At 72.9% G+C, this 22,212-nt stretch carries 15 protein-coding genes, 3 pseudogenes and 1 riboswitch; of the genes and pseudogenes, 15 read left to right on the top strand and 3 right to left on the bottom strand.

Annotated elements, in window-relative coordinates:
- Nucleotides 1–51: 51 nt before the first annotated feature.
- A pseudogene (gene ligD, locus EFK10_RS49480) lies at nucleotides 52–258 on the top strand (non-homologous end-joining DNA ligase LigD); the annotation flags it as partial.
- Nucleotides 259–286: 28 nt separating this feature from the next.
- On the top strand, nucleotides 287–424 hold the full coding sequence (locus EFK10_RS04095; protein WP_407646997.1) for a VOC family protein: 138 nt from the start codon (nucleotides 287–289) through the stop codon (nucleotides 422–424).
- 12 nt (nucleotides 425–436) lie between these two features.
- On the opposite strand, the gene EFK10_RS04090 is transcribed toward EFK10_RS04095, so the two are convergent.
- The 3 genes from EFK10_RS04090 to EFK10_RS04080 all read right to left on the bottom strand — a co-directional run bounded on the left by EFK10_RS04090 (nucleotide 437) and on the right by EFK10_RS04080 (nucleotide 3,813).
- Nucleotides 437–1,837: a hypothetical protein gene (locus tag EFK10_RS04090; protein WP_206305295.1), complete on the bottom strand. Its 1,401-nt coding sequence runs from the start codon at nucleotides 1,835–1,837 to the stop codon at nucleotides 437–439.
- A gap of 120 nt (nucleotides 1,838–1,957) precedes the next feature.
- The gene (locus EFK10_RS04085) at nucleotides 1,958–3,073 is read right to left on the bottom strand and encodes an alpha/beta hydrolase (RefSeq protein WP_127354404.1); all 1,116 of its coding nucleotides are present in this window, start codon (nucleotides 3,071–3,073) and stop codon (nucleotides 1,958–1,960) included.
- Between the two features lie 77 nt (nucleotides 3,074–3,150).
- Nucleotides 3,151–3,813: a class II aldolase/adducin family protein gene (locus EFK10_RS04080; protein WP_127354403.1), complete on the bottom strand. Its 663-nt coding sequence runs from the start codon at nucleotides 3,811–3,813 to the stop codon at nucleotides 3,151–3,153.
- Between the two features lie 118 nt (nucleotides 3,814–3,931).
- Here EFK10_RS04080 and EFK10_RS04075 point away from each other — a divergent pair, with 118 nt between their 5' ends.
- The 13 genes and pseudogenes from EFK10_RS04075 to cbiE form a co-directional block, all read left to right on the top strand.
- Nucleotides 3,932–5,323, top strand: coding sequence for an NAD(P)/FAD-dependent oxidoreductase (locus tag EFK10_RS04075; protein WP_127354402.1), 1,392 nt, complete (start codon nucleotides 3,932–3,934; stop codon nucleotides 5,321–5,323).
- 209 nt (nucleotides 5,324–5,532) lie between these two features.
- Nucleotides 5,533–6,795, top strand: a complete 1,263-nt coding sequence (locus EFK10_RS04070; protein ID WP_127354401.1) for an inorganic phosphate transporter — start codon at nucleotides 5,533–5,535, stop codon at nucleotides 6,793–6,795.
- A 34-nt stretch (nucleotides 6,796–6,829) separates the two neighbouring features.
- Nucleotides 6,830–7,027, top strand: a complete 198-nt coding sequence (locus EFK10_RS04065) for a hypothetical protein (RefSeq protein ID WP_127354400.1) — start codon at nucleotides 6,830–6,832, stop codon at nucleotides 7,025–7,027.
- Nucleotides 7,028–7,220: 193 nt separating this feature from the next.
- A riboswitch (cobalamin riboswitch) is annotated at nucleotides 7,221–7,348 on the top strand.
- A gap of 54 nt (nucleotides 7,349–7,402) precedes the next feature.
- A pseudogene (locus EFK10_RS04060) lies at nucleotides 7,403–8,317 on the top strand (cobalamin biosynthesis protein); the annotation flags it as partial.
- A 215-nt stretch (nucleotides 8,318–8,532) separates the two neighbouring features.
- Nucleotides 8,533–10,035 (top strand): cobyric acid synthase, encoded by a 1,503-nt coding sequence (locus EFK10_RS04055; RefSeq protein ID WP_127354399.1) that lies wholly within the window; start codon nucleotides 8,533–8,535, stop codon nucleotides 10,033–10,035.
- Nucleotides 10,032–13,682 carry a cobaltochelatase subunit CobN gene (cobN, locus tag EFK10_RS04050; protein ID WP_127354398.1) on the top strand — a complete coding sequence of 1,217 codons (3,651 nt, stop codon included), beginning with the start codon at nucleotides 10,032–10,034 and terminating at the stop codon, nucleotides 13,680–13,682. Before EFK10_RS04055 ends, cobN begins: the two co-directional genes overlap by 4 nt.
- A gap of 274 nt (nucleotides 13,683–13,956) precedes the next feature.
- Complete coding sequence (locus EFK10_RS04045; protein ID WP_127354397.1) at nucleotides 13,957–16,059, top strand: putative cobaltochelatase; 2,103 nt, start codon at nucleotides 13,957–13,959, stop codon at nucleotides 16,057–16,059.
- Nucleotides 16,059–16,655 carry a cob(I)yrinic acid a,c-diamide adenosyltransferase gene (cobO, locus tag EFK10_RS04040; RefSeq protein ID WP_127354396.1) on the top strand — a complete coding sequence of 199 codons (597 nt, stop codon included), beginning with the start codon at nucleotides 16,059–16,061 and terminating at the stop codon, nucleotides 16,653–16,655. The genes EFK10_RS04045 and cobO overlap by 1 nt, the downstream gene beginning before the upstream one ends.
- Nucleotides 16,649–18,025, top strand: a complete 1,377-nt coding sequence (locus EFK10_RS04035) for a cobyrinate a,c-diamide synthase (protein ID WP_407646996.1) — start codon at nucleotides 16,649–16,651, stop codon at nucleotides 18,023–18,025. Before cobO ends, EFK10_RS04035 begins: the two co-directional genes overlap by 7 nt.
- Nucleotides 18,026–18,044: 19 nt before the next feature.
- Entirely contained in the window at nucleotides 18,045–18,776 is a 732-nt protein-coding gene (gene cobI / locus EFK10_RS04030) for a precorrin-2 C(20)-methyltransferase (RefSeq protein WP_127354394.1), read from the top strand.
- Entirely contained in the window at nucleotides 18,773–19,588 is an 816-nt protein-coding gene (cobM, locus tag EFK10_RS04025; RefSeq protein WP_127354393.1) for a precorrin-4 C(11)-methyltransferase, read from the top strand. Before cobI ends, cobM begins: the two co-directional genes overlap by 4 nt.
- A 47-nt stretch (nucleotides 19,589–19,635) precedes the next feature.
- Complete coding sequence (locus EFK10_RS04020) at nucleotides 19,636–20,805, top strand: cobalt-precorrin-5B (C(1))-methyltransferase (RefSeq protein ID WP_164835816.1); 1,170 nt, start codon at nucleotides 19,636–19,638, stop codon at nucleotides 20,803–20,805.
- A pseudogene (gene cbiE, locus EFK10_RS04015) lies at nucleotides 20,802–22,017 on the top strand (precorrin-6y C5,15-methyltransferase (decarboxylating) subunit CbiE); the annotation flags it as partial. The gene EFK10_RS04020 and the pseudogene cbiE, both read left to right, overlap by 4 nt.
- Between the last annotated feature and the right edge of the window lie 195 nt (nucleotides 22,018–22,212).

Below are 22,212 nucleotides of genomic sequence, written 5' to 3'. Positions count from 1 at the left end.
CCGGGCGGGGGCCACCGGATTGCCAAGCGGTTTTTCGGTCACCCGCACTCTATGGACGACGTAACGCGGACAAACACCGAGAAGGTGCTGTACCCGGCCACCGGCTTCACCAAGGGCGAGGTGCTGGATTACCGGGAGCCGGTCGCCCCGGCCCTGCTGCCCCGCGTCCGCGGACGCCCGGCCTCCTTCAAGCGCTTCCCGGACGGGGTGGACGCGGAGGGCTTCTTCCAGAAGAACGCGCCGCGCGGCACCCAGGACTGTCACCGACGCCCACCAGGCGCGGGCGGTGGCAGCAGGCGCCGAGGTCGTCATGCCGCTGACCGACCAGGTCTACGGATCTCGGGACTACACGGCCCGCGACCCCGAGGGCAACCTCTGGAGCTTCGGGACGTATCTGCCGCAGATACCGCCGACAGCGGGCTGACCGCAGCCTGAGTCACTCGGCTCCTGTGTGCACCTGGAAGGCGGCGCGGCGCATCGCCTTGGCCAGGGCCGGGTCCGGGTGGGCGGAGGCGAGCGCGACCAGCACCTGGACGGTGCGGGGGTGCCCTATGGCGGTCAGCTCCGCCAGGAGGCGGGGCACCGAGCCCTGCAGGGCGGCCTCCAGGTGGCTGACCAGCAGATGGCTCTCGCCGTGCTCGGCGACGGCGGCGGCGGTGTCCACCCAGAGCCAGGTGGCCTCTTCGCGGGTGAGGAGTTCGGCGGCGGCGTCGGGGTCGCCGCCTTCCTGCTCGGCGATCCACATCAGCGCGTAGGGGCGCAGCGAGGGCTCGTCCGTGACGGCGCGCACGGCGGGCTCGGCGGGGGCGCCCACGGAGCGGAGCACCTCGAAGGCGAGGCCGCGCAGCAGGGCGTCGTCGCCGCGGGCGACGTCGAGCAGTTCGGCGACCGCCTGGGCGACCGGGCGGGCGGCGAGCCACGCCTGGTGCTCTGCGCGGGCCGGCCGGGGGGAAAGGCCGACGCAGGCCTTGAGCATCTCCTCGGCGGACTGCTCGATGTTCCCGGCGGGGCCCTGGGCAGCCACGCAGATCTGCTCCAGCTTGACCCATACCGCCCAGCTGCCGAGCGCGGTGATCGTCACCTCTTCCGCGCTCCCGGGGCCGCGCGGATGCAGGGAGCCCACGCGGGCGAGGGCGTCCAGGGTCCAGTCCAGGAGCTGCGGCAGCTCGTCCCGGCTGCCGCTGCTGCCGTCGGCGGGGGGCTCATGGCGTTCCTCGCGCAGCTCGGCCACGCGCTGCCGCAGCAGGTCGAGCAGCACGGCGACCGCCACGGGCCCGGAGGACAGATGCAGGAGGGAGAGCAGCTGAGGGGCGGCCTCGACGACCTCCGCGACCAGCGAGGGGTCGGCGCCCTCGCACGCGGGGTGCTCATCGGCGGGGTGCGCGAGCGACCACGCGTCGAAGAGGGCGACCCAGCCGCGCAGCACGGCCGTGTCGTCCCGGTCCCAGGCGCGCAGCCGCCAGCCCGGGCGGGCGGAGCCCTTGTGCAGCTCGATCAGCCCGGCGAGGCGTGCCCGGTCCCATGCCGCCCGCACCTGCCGGTCCGTCAGCCGCAGCGCGGCCGAGGCCCGTTGGACGTCGGCGTCCCGCAGTATCCCGCCGGCCCCCGGGCGGGCGGTGCCGGTCGCCATGCCGGTCGCGGCGTCCGCCCAGCGGGCCAGGCGTACGGCATCGACGAGCTCGTTTCTGGCCCGGCGGGCGAGTTCGGACAGCGGCGGGGTCCCCTCCGGTGGTCTGGGCGGACGTGAGCGGCGCGCTGCGGCGGCGCGGGGCGCGGCTGCCATCGGCCTGCGGGGGACGAGGCGGAGCGGAGTGTCTCGCGGGATACGGGACGTCACGGGAGCAGTCTTGCGGGTGAGTACCCGGATTCCCAAACGAGCGCCTCCGCCGAGCGGTTGACCATGGGTGATTTGTCGTGATGGTGATATTTTGCACCCGCGCCGGGCCGCCGGGCGAGGTCAGACCAATGGCGTCAGGAAACGGCGCAGTGCTTCCTCGTAGCTCTCCGGGTCGCGGTTCCACATGGCGGCGTGCGGCGCGTCCGCGACGGCTTGGAGGGAGACGAGGTCGGGTCGGGATTCGGCGAGGTGCCGGGAGGGCCCCCAAGGGGCGAGGGTGTCGTCCGGGCCGTGGACGATCAGGGTGGGGACGCGAAGGCGCGCCGGGTCGGCCGAGTCGGTGATACGGGCCGCGTGCAGGCCGGTGCGGCCTTCGGCGGCGCGTACGCCGAGCGGGAGCAGCGGGGCGGGGACCCCGTGGTTGGCGGCGGCCTCGCGGACCGTGGACCGCCAGTCCAGGACGGGCGAGTCGAGGACCAGGCCGCTGACCCGGTTGTGCAGCGGGGAGTGGTCGGCGGCACGCAGCGCCATGGTGGCGCCGATGGACCAGCCGTAGAGCACGAAGCGCTGGGCTCCGTGCCGGACGGCGTAGCGCATGGCCGCGTCGAGGTCGCGCCATTCGGTGTCGCCGAGGTGGGCGATGCCGTCCGGGGAGCGGGGCGCGCCGGGGTCGTTGCGGTAGGTGATGTCCAGAACGGGGATGCGGCAGCGGTGCAGGGCGGGCACGACGACGAGCGAGTGCTCGCGGGTGGTGCCGAGGCCGTGGGCGGTGATGACCCAGACGTCGCGGGCGCCGGGGATGAACCACGCGGGCAGCAGGCCCAGTTCGCCGCGGACCTGGACCTCGCTGAAGTCCAGGCCGAGCGCCTCGCGCGGGTCGCCGGCGTAGACCTGCGGGGTGAGACGCACCGCCGCACCCGGCTTGAGGGCGCCGCGCTGGACGTGGCGCAGGCGGCGGGTCACGGAGTCGGGCGCCGTGGAGGTGATCTCCCCGACCTGGGCGTGGACGCCGTCGCCGGTCAGCCCGTAGACGCCGGGCCGGGCGGAGGCGAGGGTGCGGGTCAGGGTGACGTGGGTGTCATCGGCGGCGTGCACGGTGAGCGGCGGCTCGGGTTCGGCACCGTCGCGGGAGGGCTTCAGGGCGAAGCTCGAGGCGTACCGGCCGGCCGCGACGGCGGCGGTGCCGGCGCCCAGGATTGTCATGGCGGTCAGGGCTGCCGCGGTTCGGAGGCGCATCCGTACCAGTGTCGGCGCCGTGCGGCGCGACGGCCAGTGGGCGTCCTCAAACGCCGGACGGGCTGAGACAGGAGCAGCTAGTTGTGCGGGCCGTAGTCGCGGAGTTTTTCCGCTACGCGGGCCAGTTCGCGCTTGGAGAGCAGCGAGGGGGAGAAGCCGTCCACGGAACGGGCGGCGAGCCAGACCTGGCACATCCATTCGAGCTGGGCGGTGCGCTCGTACGCCTGATCGAGGTCGTCGCCGTAGACGATGGTGCCGTGGTTGCGGATCAGGCAGCCGGTGCGCTCGCGGAGGGCGTGGAGGACGTTGGCGGCGAGCTCTTCGCTGCCGTACGTGGCGTAGTCGGCGACGCGGATCTTGCCGCCGAGGGCGGCCGCCATGTAGTGGATGGCGGGCAGCTCGTAGAGCAGGGTGGAGACGGCGGTGGCGTGCACGGCGTGGGTGTGGACGACGGCCCGGGCGTCGGTGCGGAGGTAGACGGCCAGGTGCATGGGCAGTTCACTGCTGGGCCGCAGCTCGCCGACGACCTGCTTGCCGTCGAGATCGACGGCGACGATGTCCTGGAGGCCGATGCGGTCGTACGGGATGCCGCTCGGGGTCACCAGGATGAGGTGGCCGACCCGGGCGGAGACGTTGCCCGACGTGCCGACCACCAGTCCGTCGTCGACCATGCGGCGGGCCGTGGCCACCAGTTGCATCCACGGCTGCTCCAGACCGTCCCGGCCTTCGCGCTCCGACATTCGCCCCACCTCCGAGCCCTGATCCTGACAGGTTGCTCGTTGCCGCGCGCTCCCGGGGCGCAGTAACGTCCCGCCAAATCCTTCCGCGCCGATAAGCCATACGAATACAGAGGCATCCATGACCACCGTCAACGGCGGAATCTCCTTCTGGTACGCACAGGAGGGCATTCCGGCACCGCGCGAGCCGCTGCCCGGCGACACGACCGCGGACGTGTGCATCGTCGGCGGCGGCTACACCGGCCTGTGGACCGCGTACTACCTGAAGAAGGCCGTGCCGTTCCTGCGCATCGTCGTCCTGGAGCAGAAGTTCTGCGGCTACGGCGCCTCGGGGCGCAACGGCGGCTGGCTCTACAACGGCATCGCCGGCCGGGACCGCTACGCCCGCCTGCACGGCCATGAGGCCGCCGTCGCCCTCCAGCGGGCCATGAACGACACGGTGAGCGAAGTGGTGCGGGTCGCCGCCGAGGAGGGCATCGAGGCCGACATCCACCAGGGCGGCGTGCTGGAGGTGGCCTACTCCCCCGCCCAGCTGGCCCGGCTGAAGGCCTTCCACGAGGCCGAGGTCGCCTTCGGCGAGAAGGACCGGCTGCTACTCGGCGCGGCCGAGTCCGCCGAGCGGATCCGGGTCGCCGGGACGGCCGGCGGCACCTGGACCCCGCACGGCGCGCGCATCCACCCGGTGAAGTTGCTCCAGGGGCTCGCCCGGGCGGTGGAGGCGCTGGGCGTGGCGATCCACGAGTCGACCCGGGTGACCGAGATCCGCCCGAAGCACGCGGTCACCGCCTACGGCACGGTGCGGGCGCCCTATGTGCTGCGCTGCACCGAGGGGTTCACCGCCTCCGTCAAGGGTCAGAAGCGGACCTGGCTGCCGATGAACTCCTCGATGATCGCGACCGAGCCGCTGCCGGAGCACATCTGGAAGACCATCGGCTGGGAGGGCCGCGAGACCCTCGGCGACATGGCGCACGCCTACATGTACGCGCAGCGCACTGCCGACGGCCGGATCGCGCTGGGCGGCCGGGGCGTTCCGTACCGCTTCGGCTCGCGTACGGACAACGACGGGCGTACGCAGGCGGCGACCATCGAGGCGCTGCGCGAGATCCTGGTCCGCTTCTTCCCGGCCACGGCGGGCGTGGCGATCGACCACGCGTGGTCCGGCGTCCTCGGCGTGCCGCGCGACTGGTGTGCGAGCGTCGAGTTGGACCGCTCCACCGGGCTCGGCTGGGCCGGCGGCTATGTCGGCAGCGGTGTCGCCACGGCGAACCTCGCGGCGCGCACCTTGCGCGACCTCGTGCAGCTGGACTCCGGCCAGGCCCACGGCACGGCGCTCACCGCGCTGCCGTGGGTTGGGCACAAGGTGCGCAAGTGGGAGCCTGAGCCGCTGCGCTGGGCCGGGGTGCACGGGATGTACGCGGCCTATCGCGGCGCGGACCGCCGTGAGCTGACCGGACGCAGCGCGGAGACGGACCGGGTGGCGCAGCTCGCGGACCGGGTGGCGGGGCGCCACTGAGGGGACCGATTCGGTGGCGTGGCGGCTCTGGGCGGGAGCTCTGAGGGGGCGCATGATGCCCTCTCAAGGCGAACAAGGCGTGTCCTTCAGGCGAATATTTCGGACGCGTTTCATGCGGCACCGAGCGGCCGCCCTTCGTTCACCTTCCGTTCATTCAGGGTCCGTACGGTCGCCACCGCCACTGTCGGATCAAACGATTGCCTGGGTAAATGGAACACGTCACGCTCCTGATCGGAATCGTGATCATCACCGCTCTCGTGTTCGACTTCACGAACGGTTTCCACGACACCGCCAATGCGATGGCCACCACCATCTCCACTGGCGCACTCAAGCCCAAGACGGCGGTGGCGATGTCCGCCGCGCTGAATCTTGTCGGTGCCTTCATCTCCGTCCAGGTCGCCCTGACCATCTCCAAGGGCATCATCGACGAGAGTGCGGGCGTCCATCCTGAAGTGATCTTCGCCGGTCTGGTCGGCGCGATCCTCTGGAACCTGGTCACCTGGTACGCCGGGCTGCCCTCCAGTTCCTCCCACGCACTGATGGGCGGCCTCATCGGCGCCACCGTCGCCTCCGTCGGCCTGGCAGGGGTCAACGGTGAGGCGGTTGCCGAGAAGGTGCTGATCCCCGCCATCGCCGCGCCGATCGTCGCGGGCATCGCCTCACTGCTGGCGACCCGCCTCACGTACCGGATCGGCCGCGACGCCGACCCGAAGGCCACGGCCAAGGGCTACCGCGCCGGCCAGATCGCCTCGGCAGGTCTGGTCTCGCTCGCGCACGGCACCAACGACGCGCAGAAGACCATGGGCGTCATCACCCTCGCCCTGGTCACGGGCAAGGTCATCGCCCCGGACGCCAACCCGCCGCTGTGGGTCATCATCTCGTCCGGCATGGCCATCGCGCTCGGCACCTTCATCGGTGGCTGGCGGATCATCCGCACCATGGGCAAGGGCATCACCGACATCCAGCCACCGCAGGGCTTCGCCGCCCAGACCGGCGCCGCGACCGTGATCCTCGCCTCGTCCCACATCGGTTTCTCGCTGTCGACGACGCATGTGGTCTCCGGCTCCGTCATGGGTGCCGGGCTCGGCCGCAAGGGCGGCGTCGTGCGGTGGAGCACCGCGGGCCGGATGCTCGCCGCCTGGGCGCTGACCCTGCCGGCCGCCGGCCTCGTCGCGGCGGGCGCCGCGCTGCTGGCCGACCAGGGCACCTGGGGCGTCGCCGTGGTGGCTCTCCTCGCGGCCGCCGGATGCGCCACGATCTGGGTCGCGTCGCGCCGCAAGCCGGTCGACCACACCAACGTCAACGACGGGGCGGTGGACGAGACCGGTGTGGTGACCACCGCGATCGCCGCCGTCACCCCGCCGCCGGCCGGCTCCCTGCCCGCGGACGGTCTGACCGCGACCATCCCGGCCCCGGCCGGCACCCCGGTGGCCCCGGTCTCCCCCACCGACCCCGCGCAGGCCACGGCCTGACGGCCCCGGACACCCGGAAAAGGAACCCCACCCCATGAACATCGATTGGGCAGCTCTCGGCTCCGTCCTCGGCGTCAGCCTCGCCGTCACTGTCGGCCTCGTCGGCGTCTTCACGCTCGGCATCGTCGGCCTCTCCAAGGAAGGCGCGGTGGCCGCCCGCACAGGCGCGTACGCCGCGTTCGCGGTGTGCGCGGCCGCGGTGGCGTACGGGATTTACATCATCGTCGCCTGACCGCCGCCTGATCGCGGCCTGACGGGCCGTCGCGTACGCCGGAGCGGGGCACGGACCAAGTCCGTGCCCCGCTCACGTTTGTGCTCGTGTGCGTACTCGTGTGTGTCTTCACACATCTCCCGATGCAGGTCAAGGGTGAGTTGACGGGCATTCGCGGCGCGTGGTGGACTTCCGGGGCCAAGCGGCGGCAGGAGAGGAAGTCCGGTGAGAATCCGGCGCGGTCCCGCCACTGTCACCGGGGAGTGCACCTCCGCACGTGGTCACGGCTCGTACGTCGGGCTGGAAGGCCGGAGGTGTGCCGATCCGGGAGCCAGGAGACTCTCACCGCCGGTCACGTCGAACCAGGGCGCGGACCCTGAGTGAGGACATCTGCAGATGCCGCGTGCCCACACGTACGGCGCTGTGCTCGGCTTTGTCGCCGACCGCGCATTCGGCGACCCCCGGCGCGGTCATCCCGTCGCCGCCTTCGGTCGCATCGCGGGATCTCTCGAACGGCGCCTGTGGCGTGACCACCGGGGCCGGGGTGCGCTCTACACGGCCCTGTGCGTGGGCGGAGCGGTGGCCGGCGCCGCGGTGGCCTCCCGGGTCGTACGTTCTTCCGCTGCCGCGTCCGTGGGGCTGACGGCCGCAGCCACCTGGGCCGCGCTCGGCGGGACTTCGCTGGGGCGCGAGGCTCGGGCGGTGGGGGCCGCGCTTGAGGCCGGTGATCTGGCGGCAGCGCGGGAACGGCTGCCGAACCTGTGCGGACGCGACCCGCAGGCCCTGGACGGGCAGCAGATCGCGCGGGCCGTCGTCGAGTCCGTCGCCGAGAACACCTCGGACGCGGTGGTCGGCGCGCTCGTGTGGGGTGCGGTGGGTGGCGTACCGGGGCTCGTCGGCTTCCGGGCCGTCAACACGCTCGACGCGATGGTCGGGCACCGGTCGGCCCGGCTGCGCCGCTTCGGTTGGGCGTCGGCGCGGCTCGACGACGTTGTGGGGTGGCCCGGTTCGCGGCTGACGGCGGTCCTTGTGGTGCTGGCGGGGGCGGATCCGCGCGGGGCGTGGCGGGTGTGGCGGATGGATGGGGCGGCCCATCCCAGTCCTAATGCGGGGCCGGTTGAGGCTTCGTTCGCGGGGGCGCTGGGTGTGCGGCTGGGCGGGACGCTGGCTTACGGGGGGCGGGTTGAGCACCGGCCGGTTCTCGGGGGTGGCAACCGGGCGGTGGAGGTCGCGGATATCGAGCGGGCGGTTCGGCTTTCGGGGCGGGTGAGTTTGCTGGCGCTGGCCGTTGCGGTCGGGGGTCGGCTGGCGTGGGCAGTTCTGTCTCCCCCAGACCTTCTGGGAGGCGCCCCCACCACCCCGCCCCTTACCGAAACCGGGCTCTCCCCCAAACCTTCGTTTGGGTGGGGGTCCTCCCCCTGGCTTCGCCGGGGGTGCCCCCACCGGCCGAAGGCTGGGGGAGTGTCCCCACCGGCCGAAGGCTGGGGGAGTGCCCCCAGGTCCTCAAACGCCGGACGGGCTGAATCATGAGCGGCGGGGCGCTGTTGGTGGCCGGGACCACGTCCGATGCCGGGAAGAGCGTAGTGACAGCGGGCATCTGCCGGTGGCTCGTCCGGCAGGGCGTGCGCGTTGCGCCGTTCAAGGCGCAGAACATGTCGCTGAATTCGTACGTGACGCGCGAGGGCGCGGAGATCGGCCGGGCCCAGGCGATGCAGGCGCAGGCGGCGCGGATCGAGCCGACGGCGTTGATGAATCCGGTGCTGTTGAAGCCGGGCGGGGATCGGACGAGCCAGGTGGTGGTGCTGGGGAGGCCGGTGGGCGAGATGAGTGCGCGGGGGTATCACGACGGGAGCCGGGCGCAATTGCTGGACACTGTCGTGGGGTGCTTGGAGGAATTGCGTGGGCAGTATGACGCGGTGATCTGCGAGGGGGCGGGGAGCCCGGCGGAGATCAATCTGCGGCGTGGGGACATCGTGAACATGGGGCTGGCGCGGGCGGCACGGTTGCCGGTGGTGGTGGTCGGGGATATCGACAGGGGCGGGGTGTTCGCGTCGTTCTTCGGGACGACGGCGCTGCTGAGCGCGGAGGACCAAGCCCTGGTGGCCGGGTACATCGTGAACAAGTTCCGGGGCGATGTGTCGCTGCTGGAGCCGGGGCTGGAGATGATGCGCGGGCTGACCGGGCGGCCGTTCTACGGGGTGTTGCCGCACCGGCACGGGCTGGGGATCGACCAGGAGGACGGGCTGGAGATCGCCCGGGAGCGCAGGGCGGCCGGGCCGCCGTACGGGGAGGACGTGCTGCGCGTGGCCGTCGCCGCCGTGCCGCTGATGTCGAACTTCACGGATGTGGACGCGCTGGCGGCCGAGCCGGGTGTGGTCGTGCGCTTTGCCGACCGACCCGAGGAACTGGCGGACGCCGACCTGGTGGTGGTGCCCGGCACGCGCGGCACCGTCAGAGCCCTGGCGTGGCTGCGGGAGCACGGGCTGGCCGACGCCATCAAGCGGCGGGCGGCGGAGGGGCGGCCGGTGCTGGGGATCTGCGGCGGGTTCCAGGTGCTGGGCGAGTCGATCGAGGACAAGGTCGAGTCGCGGGCCGGGACCGTGAAGGGGCTCGGGCTGCTGCCGGTGCGGGTCCGGTTCGCGGCGGAGAAGACGCTGGCGCGGCCGGTCGGCAAGGCGTACGGGGAGCCGGTGGAGGGTTACGAGATCCACCACGGGGTCGCCGAGCTGCGCGAGGGCGGCGACGAGGCCTTCCTGGACGGCTGCCGGGCCGGCGCCGTGTGGGGTACGCACTGGCACGGTTCACTGGAGAGCGACGGCTTCCGGCGCGCCTTTCTGCGCCGGGTCGCGGAAGCCGCCGGGCGGCGGTTCGTACCGGCGCCGGACACGGCGTTCGCCGCGCTGCGCGAGGAGCAGTTGGACCGCCTCGGCGATCTGATCGAGGAGCACGCAGACACCGCCGCGCTGATGCGGCTCATCGAGGACGGCGCACCCGCCGGCCTCCCGTTCGTAGCCCCGGGGGCACCGTGAGCACCGTACTTCTGCTGTCCACCGCCGACACCGATCTGCTGGCCGCGCGGGCGTCCGGCGCGCCGTACCGGATCGGCAACCCGACGCGGGTGGACGCGGCGGCGGACCTGCCCGCGCTGCTGGCGGGCGCCGACATCGCCGTCGTACGGCTCCTGGGCGGCAAGCGGGCCTGGGAGGACGGGCTGGGCGCGCTGCGGGCCGCCGGGATTCCGACGGTGCTGCTGAGCGGTGAGGCGGTGCCGGACGCGGAGTTGATGGCGGAGTCGTCGGTGCCGGCGGGCGTGGTGGCGGAGGCGCTGCGCTATCTGGTCGAGGGCGGGCCGGGGAACCTGCGGGAGCTGGCGCGGTTCCTGTCGGACACGGTCCTGCTGACGGGCGAGGGCTTCGAGCCGCCGGCCCCGATGCCGGACTACGGGACGCACGGCTCGTACGCGTACGAGAAGGGCCGCCCGACGGTCGGCGTGCTCTTCTACCGGGCGCACGAGCTGTCGGGGAACACGGGCTTTGTCGACACGCTGTGTGAGGCGATCGAGGCGAAGGGCGCCAACGCGCTGCCGGTGTACTGCGGTTCGCTGCGCGGCGCGGACGCCGGGCTGTACGAGCTCCTGCAGCGGGCGGACGCGATCGTCGCGACGGTGCTGGCGGCCGGCGGGACCCGGGCGAGCGACGCGAGCGCCGGCGGGGACGACGAGGCGTGGGACATCGGGGCGCTGGCGGAGCTGGACGTGCCGGTGCTGCAGGGGCTGTGTCTGACGTCGTCACGGGCGGCGTGGGACGCGTCGGACGCGGCGCTGTCGCCGATGGACGCGGCGATGCAGGTGGCGATCCCGGAGTTCGACGGACGGCTGATCACCGTACCCTTCTCCTTCAAGGAGCAGGGCGAGGGCGACGTGCCGGTGTACGTGGCCGATCCCGAGCGGGCGGCGCGGGTGGCCGGGATCGCGGTGCGGCACGCCGCGCTCAAGCACAAGCCGAACGCGGAGAAGCGGCTGGCCGTGGTCTTCACCGCCTACCCCACCAAGCACTCGCGGGTCGGCAACGCGGTCGGCCTGGACACGCCCGCGTCGGCGGTGCGACTACTGGACGCGCTACGGGGAGCGGGATACGGCGTTGACGGCTACCCGGACCATGGGGATGAGCTGATTCATCGACTTATCGCTGCCGGTGGCCATGACGTGGAGTGGCTGACGGAGGAGCAGTTGGCCTCCGCCCCCGCTCGGGTGCCGCTCGCCGACTACCAGCGGTGGTTCGCGGGGCTGGACGACCAACTGCGCGAGGGCATGCTGCGGCACTGGGGAGAGCCGCCGGGCACGCTCTACGTGGACGGCGAGGACATCGTGCTGGCGTCGCTGCAGTTCGGCAACATCGTCATCATGATCCAGCCGCCGCGCGGGTTCGGCGAGAACCCGATCGCGATCTACCACGACCCCGATATGCCGCCGTCGCACCACTACATGGCGGCCTACCGGTGGCTGGAGCTCTCGTTCGGCGCCGACGCGATCGTGCACATGGGCAAGCACGGCACCATGGAGTGGCTGCCGGGCAAGGGCCTCGGCCTGTCGGCCGGTTGCGCGCCCGACGCGGTGATGGGCGCACTGCCGCTGGTCTACCCCTTCATTGTCAACGACCCGGGCGAGGGCACCCAGGCCAAGCGTCGCGGCCACGCCACGGTCGTGGACCACCTGGTGCCGCCGATGGCGCGGGCCGACTCGTACGGCGACCTGGCGAAGCTGGAACAGCTGCTGGACGAGTACGCGATGGTCAGCGACCTCGATCCGACGAAGGCCCCGGCCGTACGCAGCCAGATCTGGACGCTGGTGCGGGCCGCAGAGCTCCACCACGACCTGCATGTGGACGACCAGCCGGACGACGACGACTTCGACGAGTTCGTCATGCACGTCGACGGCTGGCTCTGCGAGATCAAGGACGTCCAGATCCGGGACGGCCTCCACATCCTCGGCGGCGGCCCGGTCGGCGAGGCCCAGGTCAACCTGGTGCTGGCGGTGCTGCGTTCGTCCCAGGTGTGGGGCGGCGTCGGCGGCGCCCTGCCGGGTCTGCGGGCGGCGCTGGCGGCGTGGTTCGGCCTGGAGGAGAAGTCGCTGCTGGCCGAGCCGGGCGCCCGGGTGGAGGTGCCGGCCTCGTTGACCGCGCTGGCGGAAGGGCCTTCCCGTACGGCCTCCGACGCCGTGGACCTGCTGGAGACGCTGGCCCGGCGGCTGGCGGAGGCCATGGAGGCCGACGGCTGGGCGACCGGCGCGGCCAAGAGCGTCGTGGCGGAGGTCCTCGGGCACGAAGTGCCGGACGCCGTAAGGGTGCTGGAGTTCGCGGCGGAGGAGGTCGTGCCCCGCCTGGCCCGTACGACGGATGAGATCGACAACATCCTGCGCGCCCTGCGCGGCGGCTACGTCCCGGCCGGCCCGTCCGGCTCGCCCACGCGCGGCCTGGTCAACGTCCTCCCGACCGGCCGCAATTTCTACTCCGTCGACCCCAAGGCCATTCCGTCGCGGCTGGCCTGGGACGTCGGCACGGCCCTCGCCGACTCGCTGCTGGCCCGGCACCTGGCCGACACCGGCGCGTACCCGAAGTCCGTGGGCCTGACGGTCTGGGGCACGTCCTGCATGCGTACGCAGGGCGACGACATCGCCGAGATCCTTGCCCTGCTCGGCTGCCGGCCCGTGTGGGACGACGCGTCCCGGCGGGTGACCGGCTTCGAGGTGGTGGGGCTCGAGGAGTTGGGCCGTCCGCGTATTGACGTGACCGTGCGGATTTCCGGGTTCTTCCGGGACGCCTTCCCCCATGTAGTGGCCTTGATCGACGACGCCGTACGTGCCGTCGCCGAGCTCGACGAGCCGGCCGACCAGAACTTCGTACGCGCCCACGCCGACGAGGACACCGCCCACCACGGCGACCGGCGAAGGGCGACGGCTCGTATCTTCGGCTCCAAACCGGGCGCTTACGGCGCGGGGCTGCTGCCTCTCATCGACGCACGCAACTGGCGCAGCGACGCGGACCTCGCCGAGGTGTACGCGGTGTGGGGCGGCTACGCGTACGGGCGCGGGCTCGACGGGCGGGCGGCGCGCGGTGACATGGAGCAGGCGTTCAGGCGGATCCAGGTCGCGGCGAAGAACGTCGACACTCGTGAGCACGATCTGGTCGACGCGGATGACTACTTCCAGTACCACGGCGGCATGGTCGCCATGGTGCGCCATCTGGCGGGCGTCTCCCCGGAGGCGTACGTCGGCGACAGCGCCATGACCGACCAGGTCAAGACCCGGACCCTGGGTGAGGAAACGCACCGGGTCTTCCGCGCGCGGGTCGTCAACCCGAGGTGGATGGCGGCGATGCGGCGGCACGGCTACAAGGGTGCGTTCGAGATGGCCGCGACGGTTGATTATCTGTTCGGGTACGACGCGACGGCGGGTGTCGTGGACGACTGGATGTACGAACGGCTGGCGAGCGAGTACGTCTTCTCCCCGGAGAACCGGGAGTTCATGGAGAAGTCCAACCCCTGGGCGCTGCGCGGGATCAGCGAGCGGCTGTTGGAGGCGGCGGAGCGGGGGCTTTGGGCGGAGCCGGAGTCTGCGACGCTTGACCGTCTCCGCGAGACGTACCTCCAGCTCGAGGGCGATCTGGAGGGCGACGCGTGAGCGGCGGCTCGGGCCCGGGCGTCTCGCTCCCCTACCCCGCCCCTTCCCGAAACCAGGGGGCCGGCCCCCTGGACCCCCGGCCCGCCACCGTCGAGGTACTCGCCGTTGCCGGGTGCAGGTGGGTTGTGCCCACCTCCCCCAAAGCTTCCTTTGGGTGGGGGTCCCCCCGCCCAAGGCTGGGGGACCCCCACCCTCGGACTCCGTCTGGGAGGTACCCCCATATCGCTTCGCTCGCCACAGCGGAACGCCTGCCCACAACCCCAAGGAGCGCCGCATGAGCACCCCTTACCCCTTTAGCGCGATCGTCGGGATGGATGATCTGCGGCTGGCGTTGCTGCTCAACGCGGTCTCCCCAGCCGTGGGCGGCGTGCTGGTACGTGGCGAGAAGGGCACTGCCAAAAGCACCGCCGTACGCGCCCTGTCGGCGCTCATGCCGGAGGTGAAGGTCGTGCCGGGGTGCCGGTTCAGTTGTGATCCGGGAGCGCCGGATCCGGCGTGCCCGGATGGGCCGCATAAGTCGACGGACGGGACGGCGCGGGCCGCGCGGATGGTGGAACTGCCGGTCGGGGCGTCGGAGGACCGGCTGGTGGGGGCGCTGGATATTGAGCGGGCGCTGGCGGAGGGCGTGAAGTCTTTCGAGCCGGGCCTGCTCGCGGCGGCGCACCGGGGGGTGCTGTATGTGGACGAGGTGAATCTGCTCCACGACCACCTGGTGGACCTGTTGCTGGACGCGGCGGCCATGGGGGCGTCGTACGTGGAGCGGGAGGGCGTGTCCGTGCGGCACGCGGCGCGGTTCCTGCTGGTGGGGACGATGAACCCGGAGGAGGGGGAGCTGCGGCCGCAGTTGCTGGACCGGTTCGGGCTGACGGTCGAGGTGGCGGCGTCGCGGGAGACGGACGAGCGGGTCGAGGTGGTGCGGCGGAGGCTGGCGTACGACGAGGATCCGGCGGGGTTCGCGGGGCGTTGGGCAGATGAGGAGAGCGCGCTGCGGAAGCGGATCGCTGGGGCCCGTGCGTTGTTGCCGGAGGTGCGGCTGGGGGACGGGCCGTTGCGGCAGATCGCGGCGACGTGCGCGGCGTTCGAGGTCGACGGGATGCGGGCGGACATCGTGATGGCCCGTACGGCGACGGCGCTGGCGGCGTGGGCGGGCCGCACGGAGGTGCTGGCGGAGGACGTACGGCAGGCGGCGCTGCTGGCGTTGCCGCACCGGCGCAGGCGCAACCCCTTTGACGCGCCCGGCCTGGACGAGGAGAAGCTCGACGAGACGCTGGAGCAGAACCGGGGCGGGGACGAGGACCCGGACCCCGACCCGGACCCCGATGGCCCGGATGACGGCGGCGGGCAGCCGCCGGAGGACGGACCTGGCGACGGCGAAGGGACTGAGCCGGCCCAAGGCACCGCCCCTGCTACCGGCGGCGAGCAGAAGACCGCCCCCGCCGGGGAGCCGTTCAAGGCGAAGGCGCTGAGCGTGCCGGGGCTCGGCGAGGGCGCCGCAGGACGCCGCTCAAGGGCGCGGACGGCGCACGGGCGGACGACGGGGGCCCGGCGGCCCCAGGGCGCCCTGAGCAAGCTGCACTTGGCGGCGACCGTGCAGGCGGCGGCCCCGCACCAGCGGGCGCGGGGGCGTAGTGGTGCCGGGCTGGTGATACGTAAGGACGACTTGCGGCAGGCCGTACGGGAGGGCCGCGAGGGCAACCTCGTCCTGTTCGTGGTGGACGCGTCCGGGTCGATGGCGGCGCGGCAGCGGATGAGCGCGGTCAAGGGCGCGGTGCTGTCACTGCTGCTGGACGCCTACCAGCGACGGGACAAGATCGGGCTGATCACCTTCCGGGGCAGCGGGGCCGAGTTGGCGCTGCCGCCGACGTCGTCGGTGGAGGCGGGCGCGGCGCGCCTGGGCATGCTGCCGACCGGCGGCAGGACGCCGCTGGCGGCCGGGCTTCTGAAGGCCCGCGAGGTGTTGCGCGTGGAGCGGCTGCGGGACGCGTCGCGGCGGCCGCTGCTGGTCGTGGTGACCGACGGCCGGGCGACGGGTGGCCAAGAAAAAGGTGCAGGGTCCTCCCCCAGCCTGGCGGCTGGGTGGGGGCGCCCCCAGCGAAGCGAGGGAGAGTGCCCCCACCAGCCGGAGGCCGGGGGAGCTTCCGCAGAAGGGCGGGGGCGGGAGACCGGCGGGCCGGTGGCGCTCGCGTCGCGGGCGGCGCGGCTGCTGGCGGCCGAGGGCGTGGCGTCGGTGGTCGTGGACTGTGAGTCGGGGCCCGTACGGCTCGGGCTGGCGGGTGCGCTGGCGCGGGATCTGAGCGGCGCCGCCGTGACGCTGGAGGAATTGCGCGCGGACACCGTGTCCGCGCTCGTACGGGACGTACGCAGGAGGGCCGCGTAATGCCGCAGGGAAAGCCGAGCGTCGTGCCGGAGGACGGGCTGACGACGCGGCAGCGCCGCAACCGGCCGCTGGTCGTGGTGCACACGGGCATCGGGAAGGGCAAGTCGACGGCGGCCTTCGGGCTGGCGCTGCGGGCGTGGAATCAGGGCTGGCCGATCGGGGTGTTCCAGTTCGTGAAGTCGGCGAAGTGGAAGGTCGGCGAGGAGCGGGCGCTGCGCGTGCTCGGCGACTCCGGCGAGGGCGGGACCGTCGCCTGGCACAAGATGGGCGAGGGCTGGTCCTGGGTGCAGCGGGACCTGGAGACCAGCGAGGAAGCCGCCCGGGAGGGCTGGGAGCAGGTCAAGCGGGACCTGGCGGCGGAGACGTACGGGCTTTACGTGCTCGACGAGTTCGCCTATCCGATGCACTGGGGCTGGGTGGACACCGACGAGGTCGTCGCGGTGCTGCGCGACCGGCCCGGGACGCAGCACGTCGTCATCACCGGCCGCAACGCGCCCGAGAAGCTGGTGGTGGCCGCCGATCTGGTGACCGAGATGGGCAAGGTCAAGCACCCGATGGATGTCGGCCAGAAGGGCCAGAAGGGCATCGAGTGGTGACCTCGTCCTCGTCCAACGTCCCCCGGCTTGTGATCGCCGCGCCGGCCTCCGGCAGCGGCAAGACGACCGTCGCCACCGGGCTGATGGCCGCCTTCGCGGAGGCCGGACTCGCCGTGTCCCCGCACAAGGTCGGGCCCGACTACATCGACCCGGGGTACCACGCGCTGGCCACGGGGCGCGTCGGCCGCAATCTCGACGCGTACATGTGCGGGGAGGAGCTGGTCGCTCCGCTCTTCCTGCATGGTGCGGCCGGTGCCGATCTCGCGGTGGTCGAGGGCGTCATGGGGCTGTACGACGGCGCCTCGGGGCAGGGCGAGCTGGCGTCGACCGCGCATGTGGCGAAGCGGCTGCGGGCGCCGGTCGTGCTGGTCGTCGACGCGTCGTCGCAGTCGCGGTCGGTGGCCGCCCTGGTGCACGGCTTCGCCTCCTGGGACCCCGAGGTGCGGGTCGCGGGCGTGATCCTCAACAAGGTCGGCTCCGACCGCCACGAGGCCTTGCTGCGGGCCGCCCTGGACGAGTCCGGGGTGCCGGTGCTCGGCGCCCTGCGGCGCGACGGTGCGCTGGGCGCGCCCTCGCGCCACCTCGGGCTGGTGCCCGTCGCCGAGCGGCGGCCGGAGGCCCTGGAGTCCGTGCGCGCGCTGGCGGCACGGGTACGCGCCGGGTGCGACCTGGAGGGGCTGCTGGCGCTGGCGCGCAGCGCTCCCCCGCTTGCGGCTGCGCCGTGGGACGCGGCGGAGGTGGTCGCGGACGGCTCCCCGGACGGCGGACGGGCCCATTCGCCGGTGATCGCCGTGGCCGGCGGGGCCGCGTTCACGTTCTCGTACGCCGAGCATGCGGAGCTGCTGGCGGCCGCCGGGGCGGAGGTCGTGACCTTCGACCCCCTCCGTGACGAGAGCCTGCCGGAGCGCACTGCGGGCATCGTCATCGGTGGCGGCTTCCCGGAGGTGTACGCGCCCGAGTTGTCGGCCAACGAGCCGCTGCGCAAGGCCGTGGCGGCGTTCGACGGGCCCGTGGCCGCCGAGTGCGCCGGGCTGCTGTACCTGGCGAGGGAGCTGGACGACCTGCCGATGTGCGGCGTGCTGGACGCGACCGCCCGCATGTCGGAGCGGCTGACGCTGGGCTACCGGGAAGCGGTGGCGGTGTCGGACAGCGCGCTGGCGGTGGCGGGGACGCGCGTGCGGGGGCACGAGTTCCACCGGACCGTGATCGAACCGGGGGCGGGCGCGGCGCCGGCGTGGGGGCTGACGAAGCCCGAGCGGCGCGTTGAGGGCTTCGTCAAGGCAGGCAGGGTGCACGCCTCGTACCTGCACGTGCACTGGGCGGCGGAGCCGTCGCTCGCACGGCGGTTCGCGGAAGGCGCCACACGATGAACGGACGAGGAGCAGCAGCATGACGACACACCGGCTGATCGGGGTCGGGGTCGGACCCGGCGACCCGGAACTGGTGACCGTGAAGGGCGTGAACGCGCTGCGGGCCGCCGACGTCGTGGTGGTCCCGGTGATGGACACGGGCGAGCGGGGCCGGGCGGAGGCGACGGTGCTGCATTACGTGGCGCAGGAGAAGGTCGTACGGGTGGTGTTCGCGCTCAACGAGCGGAGTGACCGCGCGCGGCGCGAGGCGGCGTGGGACGCGGCGGGCGGGCGGGTCGCTGAGTTGCTGCGGGCGCACGGGACGGTGGCGTTCGCGACGATCGGGGACCCGAACGTGTACTCGACGTTCACCTACCTCGCGCAGACGGTCGACGGGCTGGTCGACGGGCTCACCGTCGAGACGGTGCCGGGCATCACGGCGATGCAGGACCTGGCGGCGCGCAGCGGGGCCGTACTGACCGAGGGGACCGAGCCGTTGACGCTGGTGCCGGTGACGGCGGGATCGGCGGTGCTGAGGGAGGCGCTGGAGGGGCCGGGGACGGTCGTGGCGTACAAGTTCGGGCGGCTGGCGGAGGAGGTGGCGGCGGCGTTGAAGGAGACGGGCCGGACCGAGGGCGCGGTGTGGGGGTCTGCGCTGGGGCTGCCGGAGGAGTCGATACGGCCCGCGAGCGAGCTGCTGGACGGTCCGTTGCCATATTTGTCGACATTGATCGCGCCCGCGTCGCGGGAGACCCGTGGAGGAAAGCTGTGACGGTCACCGGGACCAATGGGAAAGTGACCTTCGTCGGGGCCGGTCCCGGCGCGGCCGATCTGCTGACCTTCCGGGCCGCGAAGGCCATCGCCGACGCGGACGTCGTGATCTGGGCGGCGAGCCTGGTGCAGGCCGAGGTGCTGGAGCACGCCCGCGAGGGTGCGGAGATCCTGGACTCGGCGACGATGTCGCTGGAGGACGTGGTCGCCGTCTATGAGCGGGCGCAGCGCGACGGCCTGCGGGTCGCGCGGATCCACTCCGGCGACCCGGCCCTGTGGGGCGGTACGCAGGAGCAGCTCGACCGCTGCGTGGAACTGGGGCTCGAGACCGAGATCGTGCCGGGCGTGTCGTCCTTCTCGGCGGTCGCGGCCATCGCGCAGCGCGAGCTGACGATCCCCGAGGTCGCGCAGTCCGTGATCCTGACCCGACTGGGCGGCGGCAAGACGCCGATGCCGCCGGGCGAAGAGGTACGGGAGTTCGCGCGGCACGGCACGACGATGGCGCTGTTCCTGTCGGCGGCCCGGTCCGGGCAGCTGGTCGGCGAGTTGCTGGAGGGCGGCTATCCGGAGGACACGCCGGTGGTGATCGCCTACCAGGCGACCTGGCCGGAGGAACTGGTGCTGCGCTGCACGATCGCGACGCTGGAGGCCACGGTCAAGGAGCACAAGCTCTGGAAGCACACCCTGTTCCTGGTCGGCCCGGCCCTGTCGGCGACCGGCACACGCTCGCACCTCTACCACCCCGGCCACTTCCACGGCTATCGCCGGGCCGACCCGGTGGCGCGCCGCGAGCTGCGTGAATCGCGCGGCTAGCCGACCTGCCCGTACAGACTGACGAGACCCCGGAAGGAGGGACGGCCTTGAGCGACACCCCCTACGAAGAGCCTTACGAAGGACCCGAGCTGCGCGAGCCCGATCTGCCGCGCACCGCCAAGGAGCGTCCCAAGGCGCTGCGTACCGGCTGGACGACCGGCACCTGCGCGTCAGCCGCAGCGCGGGCGGCCGCCCTGCACCTGGTGACGGGGACCGCGAAGCCGTGGGTGGAGATCGGGCTGCCGTCCGGGCGACGGGTGACCTTTGCAGTGGAGCGGTCGGTGGAACTGCGGCCGGGGCGTACGGAGGCGGTCGTGGTGAAAGACGCCGGCGACGACCCGGACGTGACGCACGGCGCGCACCTCACGGCGACGGTCAGCTGGCGGGACACGCCAGGGATCGCGCTGCACGGCGGCCTTGGCGTCGGGGTGGTGACCAAGCCGGGGCTGGGCCTCGAGGTCGGCGGGCCCGCGATCAACCCGACACCGCGCGCGATGATCACGCAGGCGGTCGGCGAGGTCGTGGACCTGGCGGTGCGCGGGGTCGACGTCACGATCAGCGTCCCCGACGGCGAGCAGCGGGCCAAAAAGACGACGAACGGCAAGCTGGGCATCCTGGGCGGCATTTCGATCCTCGGGACCACCGGCATCGTCCGGCCCTTCTCGACCGCCTCCTGGCGGGCGAGCGTCGAACAGGCCGTGGCCGTCGCCGCAGCGCAGGGCGAGCAGGCGGTCGTGCTGTGCACCGGCGGCCGCACGGAGAAGGGCGCGATGGAGCTGCTGCCGCAGCTGCCGTCGGTGTGCTTCATCGAGGTCGGCGACTTCACGGGCGCGGCGCTGCGCCGGGCGGTGGAACTGGGCGTCGGGCGGGTGATCTTCGTCGGGATGGCCGGCAAGCTGACGAAACTGGCGGCGGGTGTGCTGATGACGCACTACACGCGCTCCAAGGTCAACACGGCCGTCCTCGCCGACATCACGCGCGCGGTGGGCGGCGACGCGGAGCTCGCGGCGGAGGTGGCCGCCGCCAACACCGCCCGCCACGCGTACGAGTTGTGGGACACGGCGGGGCTGCTCGCCCCGGCCGGGGTCGAACTGTGCCGGCGTGTCGCGGACGTCATGGAGCGCTTCACGGAGGGCCGGGTCGCGGCGGAGGCGGCGATGGTCGACTTCACGGGGCGCGAGCTCGTCGCGCGGTGGGGCGGGGGGCTGCTGGCGTGATCACGGTCATCGGTACGGGTACGGCTGCTGGGCCCGCGGCTTCGGGGGTGCCCGCTGACGCGACCCTGGTCGTCGGCGCCCGGCGCCACCTGGACGCCGCCGCGCTCCCGCCCGGCGTCCAGCGGATCGGCCTCGGGCCGCTCGCCCCCGCGCTGGACGCCATCGAGGAACACCTCGCCAAGGGCGGCACGGCGACCGTCCTCGCCTCCGGCGACCCCGGGTTCTTCGGGATCGTACGCGCCCTGGCCGAGCGCTTCGGCCCGGCGGCACTGGACGTACGGCCCTCGGCACCGTCGGTGGCCGTGGCCTTCGCACGGCTCGGCTTGACGTGGGACGACGCGGTCGTCGTCAGCGCGCACGGCCGCGACCCGCGCACGGCGGTCAACGTGTGCCGTGCGCACGCGAAGACCGCCGTGCTGACCGGCCCGGGGGCCGGGCCGGGTGAGCTGGGCGCGGCGCTGGCGGACACCGGCATCGAGCGGACGCTGGTCGTCGCGGCGGCGCTCGGCACGGCCGAGGAGTCCGTCGAACGGCTCTCCCCGGCGGACGCGGCAGCGCGGGACTGGTCGGCGGTGGGTGTCAGCGTCGTCCTGTGCCTCGATGAGGGGCGGGTGTTGTCGCCGGTGCCGCGTACGGTCGCCGGTCCGCGGCCTTCGCCTGCCGGCTGGGCGCTGCCGGAGGATGCGTTTGCCTACCGGGACTCCATGGTCACGAAGTACGAGGTCCGGGCGCTGGCGCTTTCCCGGCTCGGCCCCCGCACGGGCGACCTCGTCTGGGACATCGGCGCCGGCTCCGGGTCGGTGGCCGTCGAATGCGCGCGCTTCGGGGCTGCGGTGGTGGCCGTCGAGCGCGCCGCCGACGGCGTCGACCGGGTCTTGGCCAACGCCGCCGCCCACGGCGTGGACGTGCAGGCCGTGCACGGCTCCGCCCCTGCCGTCCTCGGCCAACTCCCCGATCCGGACGCGGTTTTCATCGGCGGCGGCGGTGCGGACCTTCCGGCGATCGTGGCTGCGTGCGCTGCCCGGGTGCGGCGGGTCGTGGTCGTGACGCTGGCCGCGCTTGACCGCGTCGCGGATGTCCGGGCGGCTCTTGCCGGTGCGGGGCTCGTCGTCGAGGGGGTTCTGTTGCAGTCCTCGCGGCTCGCCCCGCTGCCGGGTGAGGTCAGCCGGCTTGCGGCGACCAATCCGGTCTTCGTCCTCTGGGGTACGCGGGACGGTGGCGGGTCCGGGGACGCGGACCCCCTACTTGCCGATGGGTTGGGGGTAGGCCGTCCGCCTGACGCGAGCAAGCGAGATGGGGGCACCTCCCAGCGTCTAGCTGGGGGTGGGGGCACCTCCCGAAGGAAGCTTTGGGGGAGGCTGGCCCAACCCACCAGCACCCGGGAACGGGCTCGCACCACGACGGTGG

Source organism: Streptomyces soli (genome assembly GCF_003999195.1).
Lineage (GTDB): Bacteria > Actinomycetota > Actinomycetes > Streptomycetales > Streptomycetaceae > Actinacidiphila > Actinacidiphila soli.
This window is presented reverse-complemented; position numbering and strand designations above follow the sequence as displayed.